Origin of the sequence: Flavobacterium sp. 1, assembly GCF_002797935.1 — a bacterium.
GTDB lineage: Bacteria > Bacteroidota > Bacteroidia > Flavobacteriales > Flavobacteriaceae > Flavobacterium.
In genome coordinates, this window is record NZ_PGER01000001.1 from 5,259,537 (window position 1) to 5,285,731 (window position 26,195).

23 protein-coding genes are annotated in these 26,195 nt (G+C 33.1%); 17 read left to right on the plus strand and 6 right to left on the minus strand.

The window, feature by feature from the left end; translation table 11 throughout:
- The first annotated feature begins 11 nt into the window (after window positions 1-11).
- Window positions 12-416: a thioesterase family protein gene (locus tag CLU83_RS21630; protein ID WP_100433500.1), complete on the plus strand. Its 405-nt coding sequence runs from the start codon at window positions 12-14 to the stop codon at window positions 414-416.
- A 30-nt stretch (window positions 417-446) separates the two neighbouring features.
- On the opposite strand, the gene CLU83_RS21635 is transcribed toward CLU83_RS21630, so the two are convergent.
- The 3 genes from CLU83_RS21635 to ribD form a co-directional block, all read right to left on the minus strand.
- Window positions 447-1,070, minus strand: a complete 624-nt coding sequence (locus CLU83_RS21635; RefSeq protein ID WP_100433501.1) for a YigZ family protein — start codon at window positions 1,068-1,070, stop codon at window positions 447-449.
- A 132-nt stretch (window positions 1,071-1,202) separates the two neighbouring features.
- Window positions 1,203-1,808 (minus strand): HAD family phosphatase, encoded by a 606-nt coding sequence (locus CLU83_RS21640; RefSeq protein ID WP_100433502.1) that lies wholly within the window; start codon window positions 1,806-1,808, stop codon window positions 1,203-1,205.
- Window positions 1,801-2,844, minus strand: a complete 1,044-nt coding sequence (gene ribD / locus CLU83_RS21645; RefSeq protein WP_100433503.1) for a bifunctional diaminohydroxyphosphoribosylaminopyrimidine deaminase/5-amino-6-(5-phosphoribosylamino)uracil reductase RibD — start codon at window positions 2,842-2,844, stop codon at window positions 1,801-1,803. The genes CLU83_RS21640 and ribD overlap by 8 nt, the downstream gene beginning before the upstream one ends.
- A 107-nt stretch (window positions 2,845-2,951) precedes the next feature.
- Here ribD and CLU83_RS21650 point away from each other — a divergent pair, with 107 nt between their 5' ends.
- Entirely contained in the window at window positions 2,952-3,437 is a 486-nt protein-coding gene (locus CLU83_RS21650; protein ID WP_100433504.1) for a GNAT family N-acetyltransferase, read from the plus strand.
- 116 nt (window positions 3,438-3,553) lie between these two features.
- Window positions 3,554-4,411: a peptide chain release factor N(5)-glutamine methyltransferase gene (prmC, locus tag CLU83_RS21655; protein WP_100433505.1), complete on the plus strand. Its 858-nt coding sequence runs from the start codon at window positions 3,554-3,556 to the stop codon at window positions 4,409-4,411.
- A 665-nt stretch (window positions 4,412-5,076) separates the two neighbouring features.
- Here prmC and CLU83_RS21665 read toward each other — a convergent pair.
- Window positions 5,077-6,321 (minus strand): ABC transporter permease, encoded by a 1,245-nt coding sequence (locus CLU83_RS21665; protein ID WP_198512326.1) that lies wholly within the window; start codon window positions 6,319-6,321, stop codon window positions 5,077-5,079.
- Between the two features lie 312 nt (window positions 6,322-6,633).
- Here CLU83_RS21665 and hisS point away from each other — a divergent pair, with 312 nt between their 5' ends.
- Window positions 6,634-8,004 (plus strand): histidine--tRNA ligase, encoded by a 1,371-nt coding sequence (hisS, locus tag CLU83_RS21670; protein ID WP_100433507.1) that lies wholly within the window; start codon window positions 6,634-6,636, stop codon window positions 8,002-8,004.
- Window positions 8,005-8,036: 32 nt separating this feature from the next.
- On the opposite strand, the gene CLU83_RS21675 is transcribed toward hisS, so the two are convergent.
- On the minus strand, window positions 8,037-8,729 hold the full coding sequence (locus CLU83_RS21675) for a prolyl oligopeptidase family serine peptidase (protein ID WP_100433508.1): 693 nt from the start codon (window positions 8,727-8,729) through the stop codon (window positions 8,037-8,039).
- Window positions 8,730-9,119: 390 nt separating this feature from the next.
- On the opposite strand from CLU83_RS21675, the gene CLU83_RS21680 reads away from it, so the two are divergent.
- Both CLU83_RS21680 and CLU83_RS21685 read left to right on the plus strand, forming a co-directional pair.
- Entirely contained in the window at window positions 9,120-10,883 is a 1,764-nt protein-coding gene (locus tag CLU83_RS21680; RefSeq protein ID WP_100433509.1) for an Ig-like domain-containing protein, read from the plus strand.
- Window positions 10,884-11,001: 118 nt separating this feature from the next.
- On the plus strand, window positions 11,002-12,984 hold the full coding sequence (locus CLU83_RS21685) for an OmpA family protein (RefSeq protein ID WP_232727214.1): 1,983 nt from the start codon (window positions 11,002-11,004) through the stop codon (window positions 12,982-12,984).
- A 185-nt stretch (window positions 12,985-13,169) separates the two neighbouring features.
- Here CLU83_RS21685 and CLU83_RS21690 read toward each other — a convergent pair whose 3' ends face one another.
- Entirely contained in the window at window positions 13,170-13,910 is a 741-nt protein-coding gene (locus tag CLU83_RS21690) for a tyrosine-protein phosphatase (protein ID WP_100433511.1), read from the minus strand.
- Window positions 13,911-14,407: 497 nt separating this feature from the next.
- Here CLU83_RS21690 and CLU83_RS21700 point away from each other — a divergent pair, with 497 nt between their 5' ends.
- From CLU83_RS21700 to CLU83_RS21755, 11 genes are all read left to right on the plus strand, one after another.
- On the plus strand, window positions 14,408-15,358 hold the full coding sequence (locus tag CLU83_RS21700; RefSeq protein ID WP_100433513.1) for a GDP-L-fucose synthase: 951 nt from the start codon (window positions 14,408-14,410) through the stop codon (window positions 15,356-15,358).
- Between the two features lie 119 nt (window positions 15,359-15,477).
- A complete protein-coding gene (gene gmd, locus CLU83_RS21705; protein ID WP_100433514.1) occupies window positions 15,478-16,560 on the plus strand; it encodes a GDP-mannose 4,6-dehydratase in 1,083 nt (360 codons plus the stop codon).
- Window positions 16,561-16,680: 120 nt separating this feature from the next.
- Window positions 16,681-18,213, plus strand: coding sequence for an aldolase catalytic domain-containing protein (locus CLU83_RS21710; RefSeq protein WP_100433515.1), 1,533 nt, complete (start codon window positions 16,681-16,683; stop codon window positions 18,211-18,213).
- Between the two features lie 2 nt (window positions 18,214-18,215).
- Window positions 18,216-18,914, plus strand: a complete 699-nt coding sequence (locus tag CLU83_RS21715) for a cytidylyltransferase domain-containing protein (protein WP_100433516.1) — start codon at window positions 18,216-18,218, stop codon at window positions 18,912-18,914.
- Window positions 18,901-19,521 carry an HAD family hydrolase gene (locus CLU83_RS21720; RefSeq protein ID WP_100433517.1) on the plus strand — a complete coding sequence of 207 codons (621 nt, stop codon included), beginning with the start codon at window positions 18,901-18,903 and terminating at the stop codon, window positions 19,519-19,521. Before CLU83_RS21715 ends, CLU83_RS21720 begins: the two co-directional genes overlap by 14 nt.
- Before the next feature lie 69 nt (window positions 19,522-19,590).
- Window positions 19,591-20,862 carry a sialidase family protein gene (locus tag CLU83_RS21725; protein WP_100433518.1) on the plus strand — a complete coding sequence of 424 codons (1,272 nt, stop codon included), beginning with the start codon at window positions 19,591-19,593 and terminating at the stop codon, window positions 20,860-20,862.
- Between the two features lie 55 nt (window positions 20,863-20,917).
- Window positions 20,918-22,435: an oligosaccharide flippase family protein gene (locus CLU83_RS21730; RefSeq protein ID WP_100433519.1), complete on the plus strand. Its 1,518-nt coding sequence runs from the start codon at window positions 20,918-20,920 to the stop codon at window positions 22,433-22,435.
- On the plus strand, window positions 22,432-23,190 hold the full coding sequence (locus tag CLU83_RS21735) for a glycosyltransferase family 29 protein (RefSeq protein ID WP_100433520.1): 759 nt from the start codon (window positions 22,432-22,434) through the stop codon (window positions 23,188-23,190). The genes CLU83_RS21730 and CLU83_RS21735 overlap by 4 nt, the downstream gene beginning before the upstream one ends.
- A gap of 113 nt (window positions 23,191-23,303) precedes the next feature.
- Window positions 23,304-23,945 carry a glycosyltransferase family A protein gene (locus tag CLU83_RS21740; protein WP_100433521.1) on the plus strand — a complete coding sequence of 214 codons (642 nt, stop codon included), beginning with the start codon at window positions 23,304-23,306 and terminating at the stop codon, window positions 23,943-23,945.
- Window positions 23,946-24,327: 382 nt separating this feature from the next.
- Window positions 24,328-25,593, plus strand: a complete 1,266-nt coding sequence (locus tag CLU83_RS21750; RefSeq protein WP_100433523.1) for a glycosyltransferase — start codon at window positions 24,328-24,330, stop codon at window positions 25,591-25,593.
- Complete coding sequence (locus tag CLU83_RS21755) at window positions 25,574-26,188, plus strand: DapH/DapD/GlmU-related protein (RefSeq protein ID WP_100433524.1); 615 nt, start codon at window positions 25,574-25,576, stop codon at window positions 26,186-26,188. Before CLU83_RS21750 ends, CLU83_RS21755 begins: the two co-directional genes overlap by 20 nt.
- Window positions 26,189-26,195 lie beyond the last annotated feature (7 nt).

The window sequence follows — 26,195 nt, forward strand, 5'->3', positions numbered from 1 at the left end:
AGTCAAAATTAATGAAAGATCATCAAATTCAAATTCGTGTTCGTTACTCTGAAACAGATCAAATGGGCGTTGTATATCATGGAAATTATATTCCCTATTTTGAGATAGGAAGAGTCGAATGGCTTAGAAACAAAGGGATTTCATATAAAAGCATGGAAGAAAGCGGTATAGGCCTCCCTATTGTGAATATGAATATCAATTATAAAAAATCAGCTATTTATGATGAGTTGTTAACAGTACACACAGTTTTCAAAAGTCAGACGTCTGTGAAGATTGAATTTGATTGTGCAATATACAATGAAGCGAAAGAGTTATTAACAACGGCTCAATTTTTATTGGTTTTTGTATCTCTAAAAACAGGAAAACCAATTGCTCCGCCGGATTACATTTTAGAACTATTAAAAACTTTTGAATAATCATTAGAATGAGTTCTTTTAACTGAGAATTTATAGTTTTTTTATGTCAATTTCAAACAATGAATTAAAAGTGTCGAATATCATTTCGGCATTTTTTTTTCTGGTTTTTACTACAATTTTACCAATAGGCAAATTGGTTTCTTCATTTATTTCCATTTCTTGAGAAGCGATATCCAGTTTTTTTTCTTTGATCACCCGCATCACTTTGTTCATATTTTTATAATCAAACGAAATCTGAAAAGGAATGTCAATTGTTTTTTCGATTATTTCACAAGATTCCAATGTGATTTGCGCCGAAGTTTTATAGGCCGAAATCAATCCGCCAACTCCTAATTTTATTCCGCCATAAATTCGAACGACAACCACAAGTACATTAGTAAGTCCAAAGGATTGGATTTGGCCGTAAATTGGTGCGCCAGCAGTATTGCTAGGTTCTCCGTCATCATTAGCTCTGTATTGAATGGTTTCGGCTCCTATTTGATAGGCATAACAGTAGTGAACAGCGTGGGGATGTTTCTTTTTTAAGACTTCGATAATGGGTTTTACTTCTTCTTCGGATTCTATTGGGAATGCATATCCAAAGAATTTGCTGCTTTTTTCCTTGAATAAGGATTCTTCAGAAGGAAATACAATGGTGTTATAGGTGTCTTTCATGTTTCAATGTCAATATCAAAAATCAATTTCAATTTAAAAAAAATCAATATTGAAGGCTTAATATTTAATGGGTTTGCTGAATGTTTTTTATTTTAATTTTTTTATTGCCATTGAAATTGATTTTTACCATTGCTATTGAATAATTTTTTTCTCAAACAAATCAACAACATCTTCTTCACCTACTTGTAAGTTCCAAATATGAAGACCAAGTGCCTGTGCAGCATCCGTGTTTTCTTTTTTGTCATCGATGAATAATGTTTGTTTTGCCTGCAGTCCGTTTTGATTGAGTACAAAACTGTAAATATCTGGATTTGGTTTTCTCATGCCGATTTCAAAAGAAAAATATACTTTTTCAAAACATTGATAAAAATCACTGTAAAATGAAGCTCCTGATTTTTGTTCGAAAGTATCAATGTGAATAGCATCAGTATTGCTCAATAAAAACAAGCGATACTTTTGGGAAAGCATTTGAAGAAATTCCAAACGGTATAATGGGAAGTCTGCTAATATAGAATTCCAAGCTTCACGAATATCTTCGATAGAAGCGTTATTAGTGTGTTTTTGAATTCCAGACAAAAAATCTTCTCCCGAAATGGATCCAACTTCATATTGCAGGTTCAATTGGTTTAAATCTTCGTTCCATTGGGATATGCCAAGATTCTTTAAACCATCTAAGGTTGCTTGTTTATCTAAATTAATAAACACATCTCCAAAATCAAAAATGATAGCATTAATCATGGTTTTTTAGTATTGTAAGTTCGTCCTTTTCAATTAAGTGTTTTTCAGAATTTGTTTTTGGCAGTAAAGGAGCTTGAATTCCTTTGCCCAAAGTTGTTTTTCCTGTAAAAATTCGAGCTTCATCCCAAAGATTAGCATCGATAAAGGTCTGTAAAGTTCGAAGTCCTCCTTCTATAATTACCGATTGAATATTATGAATGTATAACGAATCAACAATTTGCGCGGCTATATTTTGTTTAAAATCTATTCTTTCAAAGGTAGTGTTTTCTTCGGGAATAGTATTTTTGGAATCAGTAAAAACGATTGTTTTTGTCTGATTGTCAAAAATTTCACTTTCTTTTGGAATACGATTGTTTTGATCTAATATTATTCGCACTGGATTGTTTCCATGCCAATCTCTGGCATTCAGTTTTGGATTGTCATCGATAACAGTTTGTGTCCCCACCAAAATAGCTTGTTCTTCAGTACGCCATTTGTGAACCAATTGTCGGGAATAGGTATTGGTGATCCAAACTGGTTTTTTCTCCAGTTTTTCAAGAGGCGCAATATAGCCATCTTGGCTCTGTGCCCATTTTAAAATGATATAGGGTCTTTTCTTTTGATGAAAAGTAAAAAATCGCTTGTTGAGTTCGTTGCATTCGTCTTCCAGGATTCCAACTGTAACATGAACACCCGCTTCAATTAATTTTTTGATGCCATTTCCAGCGACCATGATATTTGGATCTACAGTACCAATTACGACATTTGGGATTTTATTTTTTATGATCAAATCGCAGCAGGGAGGTGTTTTTCCAAAATGACTGCACGGTTCCAGACTCACGTAGATAGTAGCTTTTTTTAGCAGCGATTTATCCTGTACCGAATTTACGGCATTAACTTCGGCATGGGGTCCGCCTGCTTTTTTGTGCCAGCCTTCGCCTATAATTTTGCCTTCATAAACAATGACGCTTCCCACCATGGGATTGGGATAGGTTGTTCCTAGTCCGTTTTTGGCCAAAGCTATGCAGCGGCTTATGTATTTTTCATGTATCTTCACCTTGCAAAAGTAGTAATTTTGAGATTAGGATTTAGTTTCAAAACTTAGGATGTTTTACCATTTACAATGGCTATTTTTGTTTGCAGAATTAATAATAGGGAGTTTTTATGAATAATTGGATTATTAGAAAAATAGAAAAAGAAGACAATCAGGCGGTTGCTCAGCTGATACGGGATGTTTTTGATGAATTGAATATCCCGAAAGTAGGAACAGCCTATGAAGATCCATATCTTGATTTGATGTTTGAAGAATATAGTAAGCCAAGATCTGTTTATTATGTGGTGGAAAGTGATGGACGAATTATAGGTGGAGCAGGAGTGGCACCGCTGGCAAACGAGGTCGAGACTTATTGTGAACTGCAAAAAATGTATTTCCTGCCAGAAACCCGAGGAAAGGGAATTGGAAGCCAAATGATGGAACTATGTCTGCAAAGTGCCCGCGATTTCGGTTTTGAAAAATGTTATTTGGAAACGATGCCTTTTATGCTAGATGCTCAAAAATTGTATAAAAAAACAGGCTTCGAAAATATTTGTTCTCCAATGGGAAGTACTGGGCATATCAGTTGTCCAGTTTGGATGCTGAAGGAATTATGATTTTAGATTTTTGATTAACGATATTTGACCCAAGCGACAGCGAACTGGCGAAGCATTTCAGATTTACAACTGAAAGCTGAAAAAATAAAAAACATTCCTATTTGGAAATAAAAAACATGAAAATAAAAGAATACAGAATCCAATTTATTGAAGCACTTGCTTCGATTTATGGAGAAGGAGAAGCCGAGAGTTTTTTCTATTTGATATTGGAAGAAAAGCAACAATTGAAAAGGATTGATTTGGCTTTGCATCCCGATTTATTTTTTTCAGAAGATGAAATTACGGTTTGGAATTCTATTTTGGAACAATTAAAATTGGAAATTCCGATTCAGTATTTGTTAGGAAAAACGAGTTTTTATGGATTGGATTTTGAAGTCAATGAAAATGTTTTGATTCCAAGACCAGAGACCGAGGAATTAGTAGATTGGATTGTTTTCAATATTCGAAAAAGTGAAAGATCTAAAAATCTAAAAATTCTGGACATCGGTACAGGAAGCGGATGCATTGCTATTTCGTTGGCAAAGAATTTTCCGAATGCCCAGATTTTTGCAATTGATGTTTCTGAAAAAGCGTTGTCAACTGCCAAAAAAAATGCCGAACGTAATGAAGTAGAAGTTGCTTTTATATCCCAAAATATTCTTGAAACACTGGATTTAGGACAAGAGTTTGATATTATTGTTTCGAATCCGCCGTATGTTCGTAATTTAGAAAAAGAGGAAATAAAGAAAAATGTTTTGGACAATGAACCTCATTTGGCGCTTTTTGTTGAGGACGATGATGCCTTGATTTTTTATAGAAAAATAGCTGAATTGGCTCAAAAGAATTTATCAAATTCAGGGCAGCTGTATTTTGAAATCAATCAATATTTAGGAAAGGAAATGATTGATTTGTTAGAAGGAATGGATTTTAAGAATATTGAATTGAGAAAAGATATTTATGGGAATGAGAGGATGGTTCTTGGAGAGCCTAAGTAATTAAAGTTTTTAGATTCACTATCAATTTATTATTAACCAATATTCTCTATTAAATAATAGTAAGCGTAAAAATTTAAAAACACTGATAAAATGAAAATAAAATTTAAAAAAACGATATCCTTTTTATTTGAATGAATTTTAATGTTTTCCTTATTGTTGAAAGTGAAATAGTAAATGTACATTATTATATATACAAATATGTATGTGAGTATAAACCAGTACGGCTCAACGGATTTTATCTCAAGAAAATAAAAAAGTATATGAATACCTAAGAGTATGAAATTTGTATAAATAAATGATATGAATTTTATCGCCATAAAAGCAGGATTTCTCCTCTTTATAAATGTATACTCATACTCAGTTATAAATATCCAATCAAAAACTTTCTTTATAAAAAAACTCATATCTTGATTTTATAGAAATATTATTTTGGAAAACCTGTTTTATAAACTAATGATTTCGATTTCCAGGAACTGCGTGAGGGATAGAAGTCAATGCCTTTAAGTTAAGAGAAAAATTAAAAAAAAATAGCACACAGATTTAGCAGTTTCGACAGATTTCTTTCTCATTTATCTGCGTAAATCTGCGAAATCTGCGTGAAAATAAAAAAAGGCAATCCTTTTCTTAATGTGGTCACGCCCAAATTATTTGACGAAAACAGAAACCTACTCGTAACGCAGCGCCTCAATAGGATCCAGATTTGCCGATTTTACCGAAGGATATAATCCGGATACAACAGCAACAATAAAACTGGTTATAAAAGCGGCTATGATGGCTCCCCAAGGAATTACAAAGGCAAAGTTCATTAAGCTCGAAATTCCAAAACCAATTAAGATTCCAAAAATAATTCCGACAAAACCACCTATTTGACCAATGAGCAGTGTCTCAATAAAAAACTGAAAGGCAATAGTCGTTTTTTTGGCACCCAAAGCTTTTCGGACCCCAATTTCTCGAGTGCGTTCCGTTACCGAAACAATCATAATATTCATCAAAGCGATAGATGATCCCAAGATCGTAATAATCCCGATGAGCCAAGCAGCCATATTTAAATATTCAGAAATACTCAATATTTTATTGATTAAATCATCGCTTCGCACTACGCCAAAATTATTGTCTTTTACAGGATTTAATTTTCGAATTTTACGCATAGCACTAATAGCGTAGTCGGTAGCAGGACTTAATAATTCTTTTTTGCCAACCATGACGCTCACCGAATAGTTAATATTAGGAGCGGTAAATAAGGAGCGCGCTATTTGTATAGGAATTAAAACCCTTAAATCCTGACTGTTCCCAAAAGTAGAACCTTTCTCTTTTAGAACTCCGATTACTTTAAATTTGGCACCTCTTATCGAAATCGTTTTGCCTACTGGGTTAACATCTTTCAGAAGTCCTTTTTTAAAATCAGAACCTATTACACAAACATAGGCGTTATTAGAAATGTCAAAATTGGTAAAATTTCTACCCAAATCGGCTTCCAGCCCCGAGTTGCTTAAAAAATAATCGTCAACACCTAGAACACTTATTTCAGGATCTGTTTTTAAGGCTTCATATTTTACTTCGGCGGTTGATGTGGCTGTAAACGACAATGACGTTTCGGTCATTGGGTAATTGTATTTGTTTTTGAAAGCCACCGCTTCTGGATAGGAAATGATAGGGTTTATAACTTCGCGTTCCCCGCCACCACGACGTCGAGAGGTGTTTTCGTATTGATTAATGTTAAACGTATTGGCTCCCATCGAAGCAAAGTCAGATGATAGCGTGTTGCCCAGTGCCGCCACAACGGTCAGGATTCCAACCAGCGCCGTTATGCCAATGGCAATAATCAGCACCGTCAAAGTAGTTCGCAGCAATTGAGTTCGGATAGAACCCAAAGCGATTCGGATATTTTCTTTAAATAATTTTAGCATCATGGTAGTTTGACACGAAAACACAATTTTTGTTACAACAAGTATTTGAGAAATTCTGCTAATTTTTTTAAGGAGCTTATTCCAGCTGTCCGCAATATCTTTTATGCCGAACCCCGGCATAAAAGGATATTTGCTTCCATCTGGGCTAGGGCATTCCGTTAGTAAAGAAGCATTAAATTAAATCACAAATTTTTCAAACGGAATTATTTTAAAAGTAAGATATTTGCAGAGTGATTAGAGAATTATGTTTTCGATTAAAAAAGTTTTACTTGAATCTAATAATCTAAAAATCCAAGAATCTAATAATCTAAATAAATGGCTTCAAAACCGAGCATTCCAAAAGGAACCAGAGATTTTTCACCTGCTGAGGTGGCAAAAAGACAATACATTATCCAAATTATAAAAAGCAATTTTGAGAAATTTGGATTCCAGCCTATAGAAACCCCCTCATTCGAAAACTCCGAAACCTTGATGGGGAAATACGGAGAAGAAGGCGACCGATTGATTTTTAAAATATTGAATTCGGGAGATTTTTTGGCTAAAGCCAATGAAACATATTTGGAAGCCAAAGACAGTACTAGATTAACATCCAGCATTTCTGAGAAAGCGTTGCGTTACGATTTAACCGTTCCGTTTGCGCGTTACGTAGTGCAGCACCAAAATGAAATTGAATTTCCGTTCAAGAGATACCAAATCCAGCCTGTTTGGCGTGCTGACCGTCCGCAGAAAGGGCGTTTCAGAGAATTTTTTCAATGTGATGCCGATGTGGTAGGGTCAAAATCCCTTTGGCAGGAAGTAGAATTGGTGCAATTGTACGATTCCGTTTTTATGGCATTAGGTTTGGCAGGCGTAACGATTAAAATCAATAATCGAAAAATACTTTCCGGGATTGCCGAAGTAATCGGTGCATCCGATAAATTGATTGACTTTACGGTCGCTTTAGACAAACTGGACAAAATAGGCGAGGACGGTGTAAAGAAAGAAATGATTGAAAAAGGAATTGCCGAGGAGGCGATTGTCAAAGTACAGCCGTTATTCAATTTCACGGGAACAATCTCGGAGAAAATAGAAAAACTTTCTGTTTTACTTTCTTCATCAGCCGAAGGATTAAAGGGAGTTGAGGAACTTCGTTTTATCTGCGATAATGTTACCAATTTAGGATTGTCAACCGCCAGTTTGGATTTGGATGTAACACTAGCCAGAGGATTGAATTATTATACAGGCGCTATTTTTGAAGTAGCCGCACCCAAAACGGTTACCATGGGTTCCATCGGCGGCGGTGGCCGTTATGATGATTTGACTGGTATTTTTGGATTAAAAAATATGAGCGGCGTTGGGATTTCTTTTGGACTTGACCGAATTTATTTGGTTATCGAAAAGTTAGGATTGTTCCCAGAAACGGTAACTTCTACGTCCAAAGCTTTGTTCATTAATTATGGAGAGAAAGAAGCTTTTTATTCGATGAAAGCCATCAAAGAATTGCGTTCCTCTGGAATAAAAGTGGAATTATATCCTGATAATGCCAAAGTCGCCAAACAATTCCAGCATGCCGATAAACGATTTATTCCTTATGCAGTAATCGTGGGCGAAGAAGAAATGAATGATAATCAGTATAGTTTGAAAAATTTAGTTTCTGGAGAACAGAAAAAAGTAAGCTTAGATGATCTGAAGGGAATCTTAAAATAAACAATGAGGCAACCAGATGAGGTTGCCTTTTTTTATGGAATGAATTTACTTTTTTCCAGCATCCAGTCGTAGATTTTATCTTCTCTGAAATAACGCTCCACACTACCGTGATTCCCGCCTTTTACAATCGTAAAGGTGACATTGGCATCGGGATTGCAGGTCTGGATTGCTTTAACCATTTTTTTAGATTCTGATAATGGGACGATATAATCTCTGTTTCCGTGTATAACCCACAAAGGAATTTTTGTCAGATTGTAGGCGTCTTTTATATTTCCGCCTCCACAAATGGCCACTGCAGCCGTTATTTTATCAGGATATTTGCCTGCAAAATCAAAAGTTCCGTAGCCACCTAAACTCATGCCACATACATAAACTCTCGACAAATCGGTATTGTAATTGTTTTGGACATACTCCAAAAGCTGTAAAAGCTTGTCTGGATTCCAAGCACCGTGAGCTACTTGTGGAGCAATTACTATAGCAGGAATTTCTTTCCCTGTTTCGATTGCCCGAATTACTCCGTAACGTTTTACCCGATCCAAATTTGTTCCCGACAGACTTTTTCCGTGTAAAAATAAAATGACGGGTGCTTTTTTATCTAATATTTCCTGATTGGGCAGATTGATCCAGAAAGGATAGTCGGTTTGGTCAGTAATTGCTTTTAGTTGTGCTTGTGCTTTAGGAATGCTGCAAAGAATAAACAGGTAAAATAGAATATAAAATCGCATTAATTTTTTTGATAAAGATTTGAGTTGGGTTTGCAAATTAAGTTTTTTATAATCGTTGCCGCCAGCTTTTTTGATTTTTAATTGAGAAAAAATAATAATTCAATGTCTGTTTTACTTTTAATTCTCATAAAATCAATTAAATATGCATAAGTCCGATAATCTACAGTATCGAGTGTTTTTGAATTTCAATTAAGTAGGAAAAAAGAATATTAATATTTAAAAAATTTTCAAAATTTGTCTTAAATTATTGATAATTAATTAATTTTCATTTGTTTTAAAATGCAAAAAGTGTGAATGATGCAAAACTTGCTTGGAATTGTATAATGTTTTCAGAAGATAGCAAGGTCACCTTTGTTCGATAAAAACAATTAACTCTTAAAGCAAAATAAAATGAAAGCTAAAATTTTACTATTCACTTTTTCGATACTATGTTTTGGACTAATTTCTGGCTGCGCAAGTGATGATTATGAAGAAGTCATAGGTGTGTGTCCAGTGGTAGCGTCTACAATTCCCGTAGCTAATGCAGTAAATGTACCAGTGGGGCAGACTATTTCCGCTGTATTCAACGAGGAAATGGATCCGAGTTCGATTAATTCAGCCACATTTACAGTTGTTGGAGCTTCGCCAGTAGCAGGAACGGTTACTTACGCTGGTACAACAGCATCGTTTAAACCAACACTTCCGCTAGCAGAGAATACCACCTATACAGCTAGAATTTCTACAAAAGCAAAGGACTTAATGGGTAATTTTTTGCAGGTTGAGCATGTATGGGCATTTTCAACAGGTACGATTCTAAGACCTGTCGTGATTACAACAGATCCTATTAATAATGCCGTTGCTGTGAAGTTCGATAAAACAATTTCGGCTACATTCAATATGGCTATGAATCCATCAACTTTAAATGGGACTACTTTTAAAGTTAGCCAGGGAGTGAATGCTGTAGCGGGAACAATTACCTATACTGGGTTGACAGTTTCTTTTGTTCCAACGAATCCTTTATTGGCTAATAAAGTTTATACAGTAACTATAACTAAGGATGCTAAAAACTCATTGGATGCCGCAATGTCAGCAGATTATACTTGGACTTTCACAACAGATGTTGTGCCGACAGTAACTACAACAGACCCTAATAATAATGCTGTTGGCGTAGCTTTAAATCAAACTGTTACCGCTGATTTTAGTACCATAATGGATGCTGCTACAATCAATACGGCGACATTTACTTTGAAACAAGGAACGGTAACAATTCCGGGAACTGTTTCATATACAGGTACTACAGCTTCCTTTAATCCAACAAATTCACTTGTAGTTGGTACAGTTTATACCGCTACAATTACAAATGGAGCTAAAAACGTTGTTGGGACTGCTTTGGCTAGTGACTATGTTTGGAAGTTTACTACTATATTGACTCCTCCTGCTCCAATAATCGTTAATCTGGGTACTGCTGCTGTATTTGGAGCTTTTGGCGGAAATGCGGGAATAACAAATCAAGGGTTAAATACGGTAATCAATAACGGAAGCATCGCGACTACTGCTGCTTCAACGCTTATTACTGGGTTTCATGACAGTGTTGGGATTTATACCGAGACGCCTCTAAATGTTGGAAATGTGACAGGAAGCATATTTGCCGCACCTCCAGCTCCGGGAAATGCTACTTCATTTGCAGTAGCACAACAAGGACAGCTTGATGCAACGGCAGCCTATTTGAGTATTTCACCAGCTTCAAAACCGGGAGGATCAGATCCAAATGCAGGCGAATTAGGCGGATTAACATTAGCTCCGGGTGTTTATAAATCAGCAAGCGGTACTTTCAAAATCAGTAATGGAGATCTTACTCTGGATGCAAAAGGTGATCCAAATGCTACTTGGGTTTTTCAAACTGCGGCAGGTCTGACAGTTGGAATCGCAGGTCCTACAGGCGCTAAAAGCGTAATACTAAAGAATGGTGCATTAGCCAAAAATGTGTTTTGGTATGTAGGCAGTTCTGCAACTATTAATGGTGCCGGCGGCGGTACAATGGTTGGAACTATTATTGCGACTTCGGGTGTTACTTTTTCTACTCCTGGGAATGCAGTTCAAACGGTGCTTAATGGAAGAGCAATATCATTAGTAGCATCAGTGACAATGGTAAATACTACGATTAATGTACCATAAAACAATAGTGCTGATAAACAGTATATCCCGTTTTCGGACGGGATTTATCTCAAGAAAAATTTAACAAGAAAATATTTATAAAATGAAAGCTAAAATTAATTTTAAAAAGGATCTATGTATGGCATGGACTTCCAATAATCTAACCTTAAGAAGTCTTCTGCTGTTGACTTTGTTATTGTTATGCATTCAAAATCCAGTTCAGGCTCAGGAAATTAAGTATACAAAACCTTCTTGGTTTTTTGGTGTTGCAGGTGGTGCCAACTTTAATTTTTATCGTGGTTCGACACACCAGCTTAATTCGAGTTTAACTCCGCCAGTTACGTTTCATGATGGAGATGGAGTAGGACTTTATTTGGCTCCGCTTATTGAATTTCATAAACCTGATACAAGATGGGGATTTATGTTTCAGGCTGGTTATGACAGCCGAAAAGGTTCTTTTGATCAGGTAATCAGCCCTTGTGACTGTCCAGCAGATCTGTCTACAGATTTAAGTTATGTTACTGTAGAGCCAAGTGTTCGTTTTGCACCTTTCAAATCTAATTTTTATTTGTATGGCGGTCCGCGTTTGGCTTTCAATATGGATAAATCATTTAAATATTCGTTGGGAATAAATCCTGCTTATCCAAATCAAGAGCCAACACCCAGTGTTGAAGGAGATTTTGATGCAATAGATCAAACGCTTATTTCTATGCAGATAGGAGCAGGTTACGATATTCCATTATCCTCACAAAGTCATAAAATACAATTTGTTTTATCTCCTTTTGTGGCTTTTCATCCGTATTTTGGACAAAATCCACGCTCTGTAGAAACTTGGAATTTAACCACAGTTAGAGCAGGTGTAGCACTTAAATTTGGACAAGGAAGTGAAATTGTGGTTACCGAAGCAGTAGAGCTTCAAGTGCAGTTTTCAGTATATGCGCCTAAGAACATTCCGGGTGAGCGCAGTGTAAGAGAAACATTTCCATTGCGAAATTATGTTTTTTATGATTTAGGATCTAATCAAATACCAAGCCGTTACAAATTGTTGCAAAAAGATCAGGTAAAAGATTTTAATGAAGATCAGATTGCAGCTACAGCAGTTGTAAATCCATCTGGTCGTTCTGCAAGACAAATGACAGTATATTATAATGTAATTAACATTCTTGGTGATCGAATGGTAAAAAATCCTTCAACATCGATTACTCTTGTAGGTTCATCAGAAAAAGGATCGGAAGATGGTGCTTTGATGGCCGAATCTATCAAGACTCACTTGGTTAATGTATTCGAAATAAATGCTGCAAGAATAACTACTAAAGGGCAATTAAAACCAAATATTCCATCGGAGCAGCCAGGAGGAACAAAAGAATTAGAATTGCTTCGCGAAGGAGACCGCAGAGTTTCTATAGAAAGTAATTCGCCTGAATTATTGATGGAATTTCAAAGCGGTCCAGATGCTCCATTGCGACCATTAGAATTTACTGCTGTTCAAGAGGCACCAATAGATAGTTATGTTACTGTTGATGCAACTGGCTCAGGTGAAGCTTATTCATCATGGTCTTTGGAAACTACAGATCCAGCTGGACAGATGAAAACTTTTGGTCCTTATACACAAGAACAAGTAAGTATTCCAGGAAAAAATATTATGGGAACACGTGCAGAAGGTGATTACAAAGTAAAAATGATAGGTCAGACCAAAAGCGGTAAAATAGCAGTAAAAGAAACTACAGCTCATATGGTACTTTGGACTCCCTCTAAAACAGATGAAGGACTTAGATACAGCATAATTTTTGAATTTAATAAATCAAAAGCAATTGCTATGTATGATAAATATTTAACTGAGGTTGTTACGCCTAAAATACCTCAAGATGGAGTAGTTATTATTCATGGTCACACAGATATTATTGGAGAAGAATCGTATAATCTAAATTTATCTTTGGATAGAGCCAATGAAGTAAAAAACATCATGGAGAAAGCATTATCACAAGCAGGCAGAAAAGATGTTAAATTTGAAGTGCATGGTTTTGGAGAAGATGAAAGTGCATCTCCTTTTGAAAATAAATTTCCTGAAGAACGTTTTTATAACCGTACTGTGATAATTGATATTATTCCTGCTGCAAAATAAAAAATAGTAATTTGTCGAAAATACTTTTTTGCAGTTTAAAAAGGATAAGGATTTATAAAGAGGACACTGAAAAACATCGCTTATTTTGATAGCGTCATTTTTCAGACAAAAAAAAACGCTTATAACACGATTTTTAAACATTCGTTATAAGCGTTTTTATTTTTGTAGTTGTTTTTTGAACCGCCTTATTCTATTTTGAAAAATTGGTTATTAGAAATAATTTCTTTTAATGGCAACAAATCTTTTAGCTGTACTTTTAGCTGAAAAGCGGCCAGATGATTATTGTGATGCACATCAGACCCTACAAAATCATACATACCTTTCTTCAAAAGGTTTTCGGCAATTTTGGTAATGCTGTTTCCATAATATCCTACTGTTGACAATAAATTGAGTTGAAACAGGCAGCCTGCTTTTTTTAGTTTTACATATTCGTTAAAATTATTATGGTAGAATAAATAACGCTCTGGATGAGCTAAAACGGGTATGTAGCCTGCTATCTTGAGGTCAAAAAGAATGTTGTACAAATGAATAGGCGGGTTGATGTAAGACATTTCTACAAGAACATAATTATCTTTTAGAGTTAATAATTCTCCAGATTGGAATAAACGGACAAATTGGTCGTCCATAAGATATTCAGCTGCAGCACAGAAAGGGATATTTATGCTGTTTTTCTCTAGTTCTTTTACAGTATTCGCTTTGTTGGCTAGAATTTGTTCAAGGGTATTATCCCAAACATGTTGAATGATATGAGGTGTTGTTATAAATTGAGTGAAACCAAAGCTTAGAAGTTTTTGCGTAAGCCTTAAACTGTCTTCAAAAGTTTTTGCGCCATCATCGATTCCGGGCAAAAGATGGGAATGAATATCGACATGATTATCAGGTATGAGATCCTTGAGAGTAGGTTTTGATTTGAAAAGTGTAAACATGCCACAAAGTTAAGGAAATAGTTTCTAGTGAATCCTGAGATTTGACAAGTAAAATTGAAAAAGTGTAACAAACTCTATTCATTGAAAACAATTTTATAGATGTGAAGGGTAATTAATTTGTTTATAATAAGCTGATTTCGAATATTTTCACTCTATTTTATGCATAAATGATAAATAGTCGCAGAATGATTTTTGCTATATTTATTTTTTTTTATGTTTTAAAAATGATTATTATTAATAATAACTTGGTTTTTAGGGTATTTATGTTTTTTCATTTTTTTTTCATAGAAGGGCTTGTTAAAAGCACCATAATGTCTGTATATTTACAGCCGATTGATAAAATTATTCAGCTCTAAAATGGGAGTTTGAAAGGCGAAGCTGTGTACTATGTTGAGAGAAAGTCAATCAAAAGTTATGAAAATTGGAATCACTTTTAGTCCATTTGACGAAAGAGTTGGGTTGTTAAGGATTTAATTGAGTTAAATAAAGTTAAATAGATGGACAAAAAAAATAAGATTTATATTGCTGGACACAACGGAATGGTTGGCAGTGCTATTTGGCGAACATTACTTAATAGCGGATTTAATAATTTAATAGGAGCTTCTAGTAAAGAATTAGATCTTAGAGATCAAAAAGCAGTTCGTGATTTTATTGCAAAGGAAAATCCTGATGTTATAATTGACGCAGCTGCAAGAGTGGGCGGAATTTTGGCAAATAATGATTATCCATATCAATTTATTATGGAAAATATGCAAATACAGAACAATCTGATTGATTCAGCTTTGCAAAACGGAGTAGAGAAATTTATTTTCTTAGGGAGTTCTTGTATATATCCAAAATTGGCTCCTCAGCCTTTAAAAGAAGATTATCTGCTTACTGATACACTTGAGCCAACTAATGAATGGTATGCCATAGCAAAAATTACTGGGGTTAAAACCTGTCAAGCAATCAGGAAACAATTTGGTAAAGATTATGTCAGCTTAATGCCTACAAATTTGTATGGCACATACGATAATTTCGACTTAAATACTTCGCATGTTTTACCTGCTATGATCCGTAAATTTCATGAGGCAAAAGAAAATAATAATGCTCCTGTAACGCTTTGGGGCAGTGGTACTCCAATGCGTGAATTTTTGTTTGTTGATGATATGGCAAAAGCAGTTATTTTTGCATTAGAGAATAAACTGCCTGAGTATTTATATAATGTAGGAACTGGAGAAGATCTGACAATTAAACAATTAGCAGAAACTATTCAGCAGATTACAGGACATAAAGGTAAAATTATCTGGGATTCGAGTAAACCAGATGGAACACCTAGAAAGTTAATGGATGTTTCAAAAATGCATGAATTAGGCTGGAAACATAAGGTTGATCTTGAAGAAGGAATTCAAAAAACCTATGATTGGTTTTTGCAGAATATTGAAAATTTTAAAGAAGTTAAATTGTAGCGCAATAAGAAATCGTAGTAGCTATTAGTTGATTCTTTCTCTATTGGATTAGCAGAATAAAGTTAAAATATTTTTACTAATCAGATCTTAAAAAAATAAAAAATAAAAACTCAAAAGCAATGAGCAAACAAAAAATAGCATTAGTAACAGGAATTACAGGTCAGGACGGATCGTATTTAGCCGAATTATTATTAGAAAAAGGATATCAGGTACACGGAGTTAAAAGACGTGCATCTTCTTTTAATACGCAACGAATTGATCATATCTATCAAGATCAGCATGAGGTACATGTTAATTTTAAGTTGCATTATGGAGATTTGACTGATTCAACCAATATCATTAGAATAATTCAGGAAGTACAGCCTGATGAGATTTATAATTTAGGAGCGATGTCTCATGTAAAGGTATCTTTTGATTCACCTGAATATGTTGCAAATGTAGATGGATTGGGAACTTTACGAATTTTAGAAGCGGTAAGAATATTGGGTTTAACCAAAAAGACGAGAGTTTATCAAGCATCAACTTCAGAGCTTTATGGAGGTTTAGCAGAAAATAAAAACGAAAAAGGTTTTTATGATGAAAACTCACCCTTTTACCCGCGTTCTCCTTACGGTGCGGCTAAAATTTATGGCTTTTGGATAACGAAAAATTACAGGGAAGCTTATGATATGTTTGCTTGTAATGGTATTTTGTTTAATCATGAGTCACCGAGACGTGGTGAAACTTTTGTTACACGAAAAATTACTATGGCAACGGCAGCTATTGCAAAAGGAAAACAAGAATGTCTTTACTTGGGTAACCTAAACTCACAAAGAGATTGGGGACATGCAAAGGATTATGTTGAAGCGATGTGGAGAATTTTACAGCAAGATGTGCCGGAAGATTATGTAATAGCAACAGGTGTGACTACCTATATTAGAGATTTTGTGATCATGTCTTTTGCACAAATAGGAATAGAGTTAACTTTTGAAGGAGAAAATGAAAGTGAAACAGCTAAAATTGCAGCTTGTAATGATCCTTTGTATCAATTAGAAATAGGGAAAGTAGTAGTGCGTGTAGATCCGGAGTATTATCGTCCTACAGAAGTAGATCTTCTTATTGGAGATCCTACAAAATCTAAAACGCAACTGGGCTGGGAGCCTCAATACGATTTAGTAGCTTTGGTAAAAGAGATGGTATCAAGTGATTTAAAATTGTTTTAAAAAAACAGTAAAAAAAACTATTATAGAACTTTGAATTATTTGGAGTATTTTTTCTAATTAATTGTCATTATTCTAATTCATGCTTTATTTTGAAGTTATAAAATTTAAAAATTTAAAAATATGAAAATATTAGACTGTACTTTACGTGATGGAGGTTACTATACTAATTGGGATTTTGATAAGCAATTAGTTGAAACATATTTTACCGCTATAAATAATTTACCGATTGAGTATTTAGAAGTTGGTTATAGAAGCCCCAAATTATCTGGATACTATGGGGAATATTTTTATTGTCCAGATTTTGTTTTGGCAAAAATAGCTAGCTTAACAAATAAAAAACTGGTTATTATTCTGGATGAGAAAGATGTAAGAGAAGATGTTGTCGAAGAATTGTTGAACCCCTGTCTTGGAATTATTACCATGGTAAGAATAGCAATAGATCCCAATAATTTGATGCGAGCTATTGCTTTGGCTAAAAAAGTTAAAGCAATGGGGTTTGAGTTAGGGTTTAATGTAATGTATATGTCCAAATGGAAGAAACTTCCAGAATTTTTATCCAATTTAAAGCATGTTGACGGGCTTGCTGATTATTTTTATATGGTCGATTCTTATGGAGGTGTTTATCCTGAAGATGTTAAAGAAATTTTTGCCTTAGTACGAGCTCAAATGGCGACCAAAATTGGTTTTCATGGACATAATAATTTAGAGCTCGCACTTATTAATACGTTGACAGCAATTGAGTGTGGAGTTGATATGGTAGATGCTACAGTTACGGGAATGGGTAGAGGGGCAGGTAATTTAAAAACTGAACTTTTGCTTACAGCATTAAACCAGAGAAATAATTTAGAGGTAGATTTTAATTCGCTTTCTTCAGTTACAGATGCTTTTACAGAATTGCAAAAAGAATACGAATGGGGTACTAATTTGCCATATATGGTTTCAGGAGCAAATTCTCTTCCTCAGAAAGATGTTATGGATTGGGTAGGGAAAAGATACTATTCGTATAATAGTATAATTAGAGCATTAAGTAATCAGTCAAAGGGAATACAAGATAATGAAATATTAAATGAATATCATCCAAGCGAAATATTTAAAAAAGCTTTAATAGTAGGAGGAGGTGATAGTGTTAGAGAACATATAGATGGTATTAAAAATTATTTATCATTGAATCCTAATATGGTTATAATACATTCAAGTTCAAGGAATGTAAGTTATTTAAATGAGTGTGATAATAAACAATTTCATTGTTTAGCTGGAAATGAAGGACATAGGTTGGAAAAAGTTTTTAATTCTGTTCCAAAGAATAGGATTGCAATCTTGCCGCCTTTTCCAAGAACAATGGGAACTTACATACCCGTTAACTTTAAATCAAGCTCTTTTCAACTTTCCGAAATTAACGTAACAGAAATATATAAAAACTCTATTACAGCTTTAGTTCTTCAGCTAACGAAAGAAATGAATGTTGAAGAATTGATATTTTGTGGTTACGATGGATATAATGGCGAAATTACACAGCATAAATTAGAGCTGTTTAATGAGAATGAATATTTGTTTAAGAATTTTTCAAAAAATAATTTTAGTTTAAAATCTTTTACACCTACAAAATATAAGAGTTTACAACAAGAATCTGTTTATTCTGAACTATACAAATAAATATGGAAGGAGTAAGTGTTTTTTTGCCTACAAGAAAAGGGAGTGAGAGAGTAGCAAATAAAAATACTAGAATATTTGCTAATGTTGCTAATGGATTATTAGAAGTTAAATTAAATCAGCTTCTACAAACAAAATTAGTAGATGAAATAATTTTATCTTCGAATGATGAAGCATCTTTAGATTATGGAAAAAAACTTTCTAAAGAAGAAAAAAGACTGAAAATTATTGAAAGGCCGGATCATCTTGCATTAAGTAGCACTAATCTTCTTGATTTAGTTAAATATGTGCCTGCAATTTGCTCTATGCCTCATCTTTTATGGACTCACGTTACTTCACCATTTGTAACAGGAGAAGATTATGATAGTGCAATTGAAACATATTTTAAAACATTAAAAGAGGGGAATGATTCTTTAATGAGTGTTAAAACCCTTCAAAATTTTTTATGGTCAAAAGAAAAAAATGATCTAATCAATAGAATGTCAGAAATTAAATGGCCAAGAACTCAGGATTTAATGCCGTTGTATGAAATTGATAGTGCTTTTTTTATCGCATCACGAAATGTTTATATAGATAATCAGGATAGAATTGGAAAAAAACCTTTTTTAATGGAACAATCAGGATATAAATCATTTGATGTTGATTGGGAAGATGATTTTGAATTAGCAGAATTAATATACAAACATTTGAATGGAAAAGTTTAAAACAATTCTCTGGGATTTTGATGGTGTTATAATGGACTCTATGCCGGTTCGTGATAAAGGATTCGAAATCGTTTTACAAAGCTATCCTGAGGACCAGGTTGATCTTTTGATGGATTATCATCGTAAAAACGGAGGATTATCTCGTTATAATAAGTTTAGATATTTTTTTGAAGAAATAAGAAAGGAGCCTATAACTAAAGATCAAATTCAAATATTGGCTGAAGAGTTTTCTGTTATAATGCTAAAGAATCTTTTGGATAAAAATTTATTAATTCAAGATTCTACAAACTTTATAAAAGAAAACCATAAAAAATATAATATGCATATTGTTTCAGGATCGGATGGAAATGAGTTGAGGTATATTTGTGAAAGTCTGGGGTTGTCAAAATATTTTATTTCAATTCATGGTTCTCCTACATCCAAAAAAGAGCTAGTAAAAGATTTATTAATCGCAAATAAATATACAAATGATGAAACTTGTCTTATTGGAGATTCCCTTAATGATTTAGAAGCTGCAGAGGTAAATAATATTGCTTTCCTTGGATATAATAATGAATTATTGATTTCGAAATCTAAAAGATACATCCAGATGTTTTCGAATATTTAATTATTTAATAGACCATTTTACTCTAAACAATCACTAAATAACCAATTTTTTATTATATAAAAAAAATTTATGAAAAAGAACTACTTTACTTTTCTATATTTATTTTTGATATTTATTTTTACTTATTGTAGCTCAGAAAAAGATTCTTTTTCTGAGAAGCCTCCAATAGATAATAACAAATCTCCAACGGAAGAAGCTTTTACCTTATTTCCAAAAGATCATGTTCCTAATTCTGACTTATATGGTGAGGGGGAGATATTGCAGAATCAGAGTGATAATCCTAAGTTTCTTTTATCTACAAGAAAGTGGCAAGGTGTACCCTCAATTGGTAAAGATAAATTCGGTAATTTATATGTAGCTTTTTTAGCTGGATCATGTCCTGGAGAATGTGATCTTAATTACCTGACCGTTTCGGTAAGCAGAGATAATGGAATAAGTTGGAGCGATAACAAATTAATATTATCGGTTACTCCTGAAGACTCTACAAAGATGAATGAGGCAAATTTTTTCAATGATAAATTTGGTAATCTTTATATGTATTGGGGTAAATACGTAAAGAAAAAAGGCGTTAAGGAATGGACTATAAGTTGGTATTCTAAGATTGATTTATCAGATGATGGTACTAAAATTAACTATACCCCGCCTCGAAGAATCGCAGAAGGGATTATGTTAAACAAATTGTTCTATTCTGATATCTCGGATCAAGTTATTTTTCCTATTGCTAGATGGTATGAAGGGGATCCTGAATTGCATAGACCTTTTATATACAAGGCAAACTATGGAGCTAAAAGCTTAACTAATTTTACAAAAGTGGGAGCAATTCCTGTGCCTGTTTCTGTGAGTGGGATTTATGAACATATGATTGTTCAGCTTAAAGATAATACTTATTTGGGAATGATTAGGACTAAAGATGGAATTTATTACTCAAAAAGCAGTGATGGAAATGTATGGGAGGATAGCAAGAGATTTACAGCTGTCGGCGCTACTACATATTCCCGATTTTATTTAGGTAAATTAAATTCTGGACGATTAATACTTATTTTTAATAATGACTATCTTAGGTCTAAAATGACTGTTTGCCTTTCTGAAGATGATGGTGTTACTTGGCCTTATAAAGTAGTGATAGATAATTATAAAGTACTTGTTAATACAGATACAGGTGATTATCATGGTGTAAGTTATCCTGATATGATTGAAACATCTCCTGGATTGTTGAACATAGTGTATGATCGCTTAAGAGCTCCGGAAGGAAACATTATTTTTGTTAAAATTTTAGAAGATGATATTTTGAAAAATAATACTTCCAATATTTTTACAACTAAAATAAGTACACTCAAATAAATATATTGAAAGTAATTCAGACTCTTGGGTCAAAAAACTATTTTTATAACAAAAAATGTCAAATAAAGCTTTAGCAAAGAATACACTTTTCCTTTATTTCAGGATGTTCCTTTCCTTGGTAATATCTCTTTATACTTCGAGGATTGTTTTGCGAGTACTAGGTGTTGAAAATTTTGGTATATATAACCTAGTAGGCGGGGTAGTGGTAATGTTTTCTTTTTTAAATGCAGCCATGTCTTCTACCACGCAGCGCTATATAAATATAGCGTTTACATCTAGCGTATTGGAGGATATAAGAAAAGTTTTCTCTACAAGTCTTAATGTTCATCTGGTTATTTCAATTGTAATAGTTATTCTTTCTGAAACTGTTGGTCTTTGGTTTTTAAACTGCAAATTAAATATACCGGATAATCGTATGTATGCTGCAAATGTAGTATACCAGATCTCAACTATTACAACCGTATTTGGAGTGTTACAAGTTCCGTATAATGCCATGATACTTGCGCATGAAAAATTTTCTTTTTTTGCGATTCTGGGCATTTTTGAAAGTTTGTCTAAACTGGCTGTGGTTGGCATACTAATTTATTTTCCAATATATGATTATTTGGTGTTGTATAGTTTGTTGATTGCATTAGTTATTGTTATGATTAATTTTATTTATTATATATATTGTCACAAAATATTTAAAAAAGAAGTTGAATATCATAACTTTAAAGATAAGGCTTTGTTTAAAGAATTAGTTACTTTTTCCAGCTGGATGCTTATGGGGCAGGTGGCTGCAATAGGTGCAACTGAAGGGCTAAATATGATTTTGAATATATTTGTAGGTGTTTTGGTTAATGCTTCAATGGGTATTGCTATTCAGGTTAATAATGCAGTGTACTCATTTGTGTCTAATTTTCAGACTGCTTTCAGACCACAACTTATACAATCCTACGCCCGAAAAGAATTAGATGCACATAAGAAAATGGTATTAAATACTTCAAAATATTCCTTTTTTTTAATGGCATTATTATCAGCTCCTGTTCTTTTTTTTTCGAATTATATTTTGACGCTATGGCTCGGTGATTCGCTTCCTCCCTATGTGGTAAGGTTTGTACAGTTTGTCATCCTGATTTCTTTAATAGACTCACTGTCTGGGCCTTTTTGGATGTCTGCACAAGCTATTGGGAGTATAAAAGAATATAATATTGTACTAACCATCATTAATATGTTAGTACTACCGTTAGCTTATTTATTGCTTTATTTAGGTTTCGATCCTGTTTCGGTAATAATTGGGAAATTGTGTATCAGTGTAGTAAATCAAATTTTCAGGTACTTCTTTATTAATAAATATCTTCATTTTGATAAAAAAGAACTCGTTTCATATTTTGTGGCTGTCCTTATACCATTTTCCTACCTGATTGCCCTTGTTGTCTTCAGTTTAGATTATAAGTTAAACTTTTTAGAATTTGCAGGCGGGGCGTCAGTTTTAGAGGTAATACTTTTGACGATTTTTATCGTATTTGGCTTAAGTGCTGTCGATCGAAAAATAATTAATGAGTTTATTAAGAATAAAATTAAAAAGCAATGAATGTTATAAAGAAGATAGTAAATAAACTAAAATTTAAGGTTTGTTTACAAAAAGCAAAATTCAGCTCTAAGAAGGTACTTATTAATTTTGATCCAAATTGGTTTAAAGATAAGCGTGTAGCGATTGTAGGTGGAGCAGATTCAGTGCTTAAAGAAAAATTAGGAGGCTATATTGATGGGTTTGATGTTGTTGTAAGGATTAATAAAGGAGTAGAGATTATAGCAACCCAATTTGAGTTTGTGGGTAAGAAAACTGATGTGCTTTTTCACAGTTTTCATGAAATTCCTTCTAATATGGGAGGAAGTCCAATTACTCCCGAATTGTGGCATGAACGCAATGTAAAAATACTTTTGTTTGCACTAAACTATGAGTATGGCTGGAATATCCTTAATCTTTTTCTTTTGTTTTTGAAAAACACAAAAAGAAGATTTAAGTTTTCGCAATTACCTAAAGATTTGTATTTAAAAAATGTGGCAGTAGTGCAGCCTACAGGGCCTACAACAGGATTTACTGCTATAAATACTGTGTTTAACTGTCAGCCAAAAGAACTTTACATTACTGGGATTACTTTTTTTAAGACGCCACACAATGCTGAATACCGAATTGTCAGTGATGATTTTTTAAAGGAAACATTGTGTGTAAATAATAGTCATGATGCGGAAGTAGAATATCGTCATGTTAAGAATTTGTATTTACAGAACACTGACATTATAAAACCAGATGCAACATTAGAGCTGATTTTTAAGAACAACTAAAATGTCAATAAATGCTATAAAAAAATAAATTGTCTTAAGGTATAGGATGACTTATCTTTGACGTCATAGGAATAAAATTATCAAAGTTCAAAAAAATATTTTTAAATCATATAATGTATATCGACCCAAAAGTAACAGTAGCAATACCTGTTTATAATGTAGAACCGTATGTAGAACGTTGTATAAATTCTGTAATAAATCAGGATTATAAAAATATAGAAATTCTAATTACTTATGATGTTAGTGACGATAATAGTTTGCAGATAGTAATTGATACATTGGAAAAAAGCACATTATCGTACAAGATTATTGAAAAAAAGAAAGAAGAAAAAGGATTAGGAAAATCACGAAATATTATTCTTGATAATTTTCAAGGAGATTACCTTTACTTTTTAGATAGTGATGACTACATAGCCCCATTTACAATTTCTTTAATGGTTACTGAGGCTATCTCTAACGATGCAGATATTGTGGCTGCATCTCATTGTAGTTTTGATGAGACAGAAAATAAAGTTGATAAATTTCAATATGCTGTTAAAAGAACTTTTGATAATAGTTTGTTGAAGTATTATGTTTATGTTGATAATGGCTATTTTTCTGTTTATTCATGGAATAAACTTTATAAAAAATCTTTTTTACGTGATAATAATATAAAGTGCATGCACGACGTAATTGAAGATGCCATTTTTTCTTTTCTTATAATTGAAAAAGCAAAAAAACAGTTGTTTTGCCAGATATTACTCTTCATTATTTAATTCGCAATTCATCAATTACAAACACAATAATGTATAATGATGTATCATTAGATACAGCAAGAATTTATCTCTCTATTCGAGATTATAAATATTTTTTGAAAAAAGACAATGATAAATTAGAATCTATATGCTGTAATATTGAAGCCTTTCTTTTTGGCTATATTTCAACGGTAAGAAATTCTTATAATAGTAAAAATATAAATAATCAAGAAAAATTAGATCTCTGTAAATCGGCATTTATAACACCTGACATACCATTTAAATACTTTTTTCAGTCTTTACATTCTAAAAAAGTAAGTCTAATACTGCTATTAGTAGTAAAGGTATTGCCGTTCAGATTTAATATGCTTTTAGTTAAATTATATCATAAAATTAAAAGTCTATGAGAGTACTTTGGTTTACTAATTCTTCGGTCGATTATCAAGAGCATATAACTGGATATAATGGTGGTGGCTGGATGAACTCATTAAAAAGCGTTCTAGACAAAGAGACAGATATTGAATTAGGAATTTCGTTTTTGCTTGAAGATTCTGAGTTTAAAAAAGAAATTAATGGAACTACATATTATCCGGTTTCTAATCATTCAGGTATTTTAGATAAAGTTATTTCTAAACTGAAATATGTAAACAATTTAAATAAACGTTTCAAAAATTCAGATAATCAATATGTGAAGAAATATCTTGATGTAATTAACGATTTTAAGCCTTCTGTTATTCATATTTGGGGAACTGAAAAAAATTTTGGTTTAATATGCGAACACACTAAAATTCCTGTAATTATTCATTTACAAGGAATAATTAATCCGTATTTGAATGCTTTTTTTCCTCCAAATATTTCACTGAAAGATTTTATTATTAAAGATGGTTTTAGTCCACTTTCTATTAGTAAAAATATAAAAGAATACAATGGCTGGAAATATATTGCAGACAGAGAAAAATATATATTTAAGAATTGTAAATTTTTCATGGGACGTACTGATTGGGACAGGATTTTGACTAAAATTTATTCGAAAAACGCAACTTATTTTCATTGTGAAGAAGCATTAAGAGATGAATTTTATACAAATTTAAAATGGGAACCACAAAAATCTAATAAAGCCAAGATTTTAACAACAATATCGGATCCATTGTATAAAGGTGGAGATTTATTATTGAAAGTTGCGAATTTATTAAAACAAGAATTAGATTTTGATTTTGAATGGGAAGTATACGGGATTGATGATTTAGTAGTTCAAGAAAAGTTAATAGGTATTAAGGCTTCTAATGTCAATTTGATGTTAAGAGGAATGGGGACTTCTGAACAAATACGTTTAGCATTGCAAACAGCTAATGTTTTCGTCCATCCCTCATACATTGATAACTCTCCAAATAGTGTATGTGAGGCTCAGATTTGTGGAGTTCCTGTGATTGCCTGTAATGTTGGAGGTATGTCCTCATTGATTAAAAATAATCTAACAGGAGTTATTGTACCGGCTAATGATCCATATACATTAGCTTATAGTATAAAAGAAATATGTTTAACTGAATCAATTGCAGAAAAAATTTCTACAGAAGCTGTTAAGGTTGCAAATAGTAGACACAATCGTACCGAAATAATTATGAATTTAATTTCTATATACAAAATTCTTCATGATAGTCAAACTTCATAGAAAGGGGAGTAAGTTTCTTAATATTGTAATTAATTCCTTAAACTGGAGATGGGGACGTTTTAAAATGAAATCTTATGGTATTTCATTTGGTAAGAACCTCATTGTTCAAGGCAATTTATATTTAAAAACAGGAATTAATTTTAATGCAGTAATAGGTGATAATTGTTGTTTTAAAAGTGGAAGAGGGCTTAACCCCTTAAGTAGAAATATAAAAACTTCAATTCAGATTGAAGATGGAGCATCACTTATTATTGGTAATCATTGTGGATTTAGTTCTGTTTGTTTATGGTCGCACCAATCTATATTTATCGGTAATTATGTAAACATAGGTGCAGATACGATTGTTCTTGATTCAGATGCTCATTCTTTATCATTCCTAGACCGACGTAATGATGAGTTAGATTTTAAAAATAAAGTGAATAAGCCTATTGTCATCGGGGATGATGTACTTATCGGGACTAGATGTATAATTCTTAAGGGTGTAAAAATTGGTGCGCGTTCTATAATTGGGAGTGGAAGTATTGTTTTGCATGATATACCTGAAGACTGTATAGCTGCCGGAAATCCGGCAAAAGTAATAAGACGAATTAATTAAATTATAA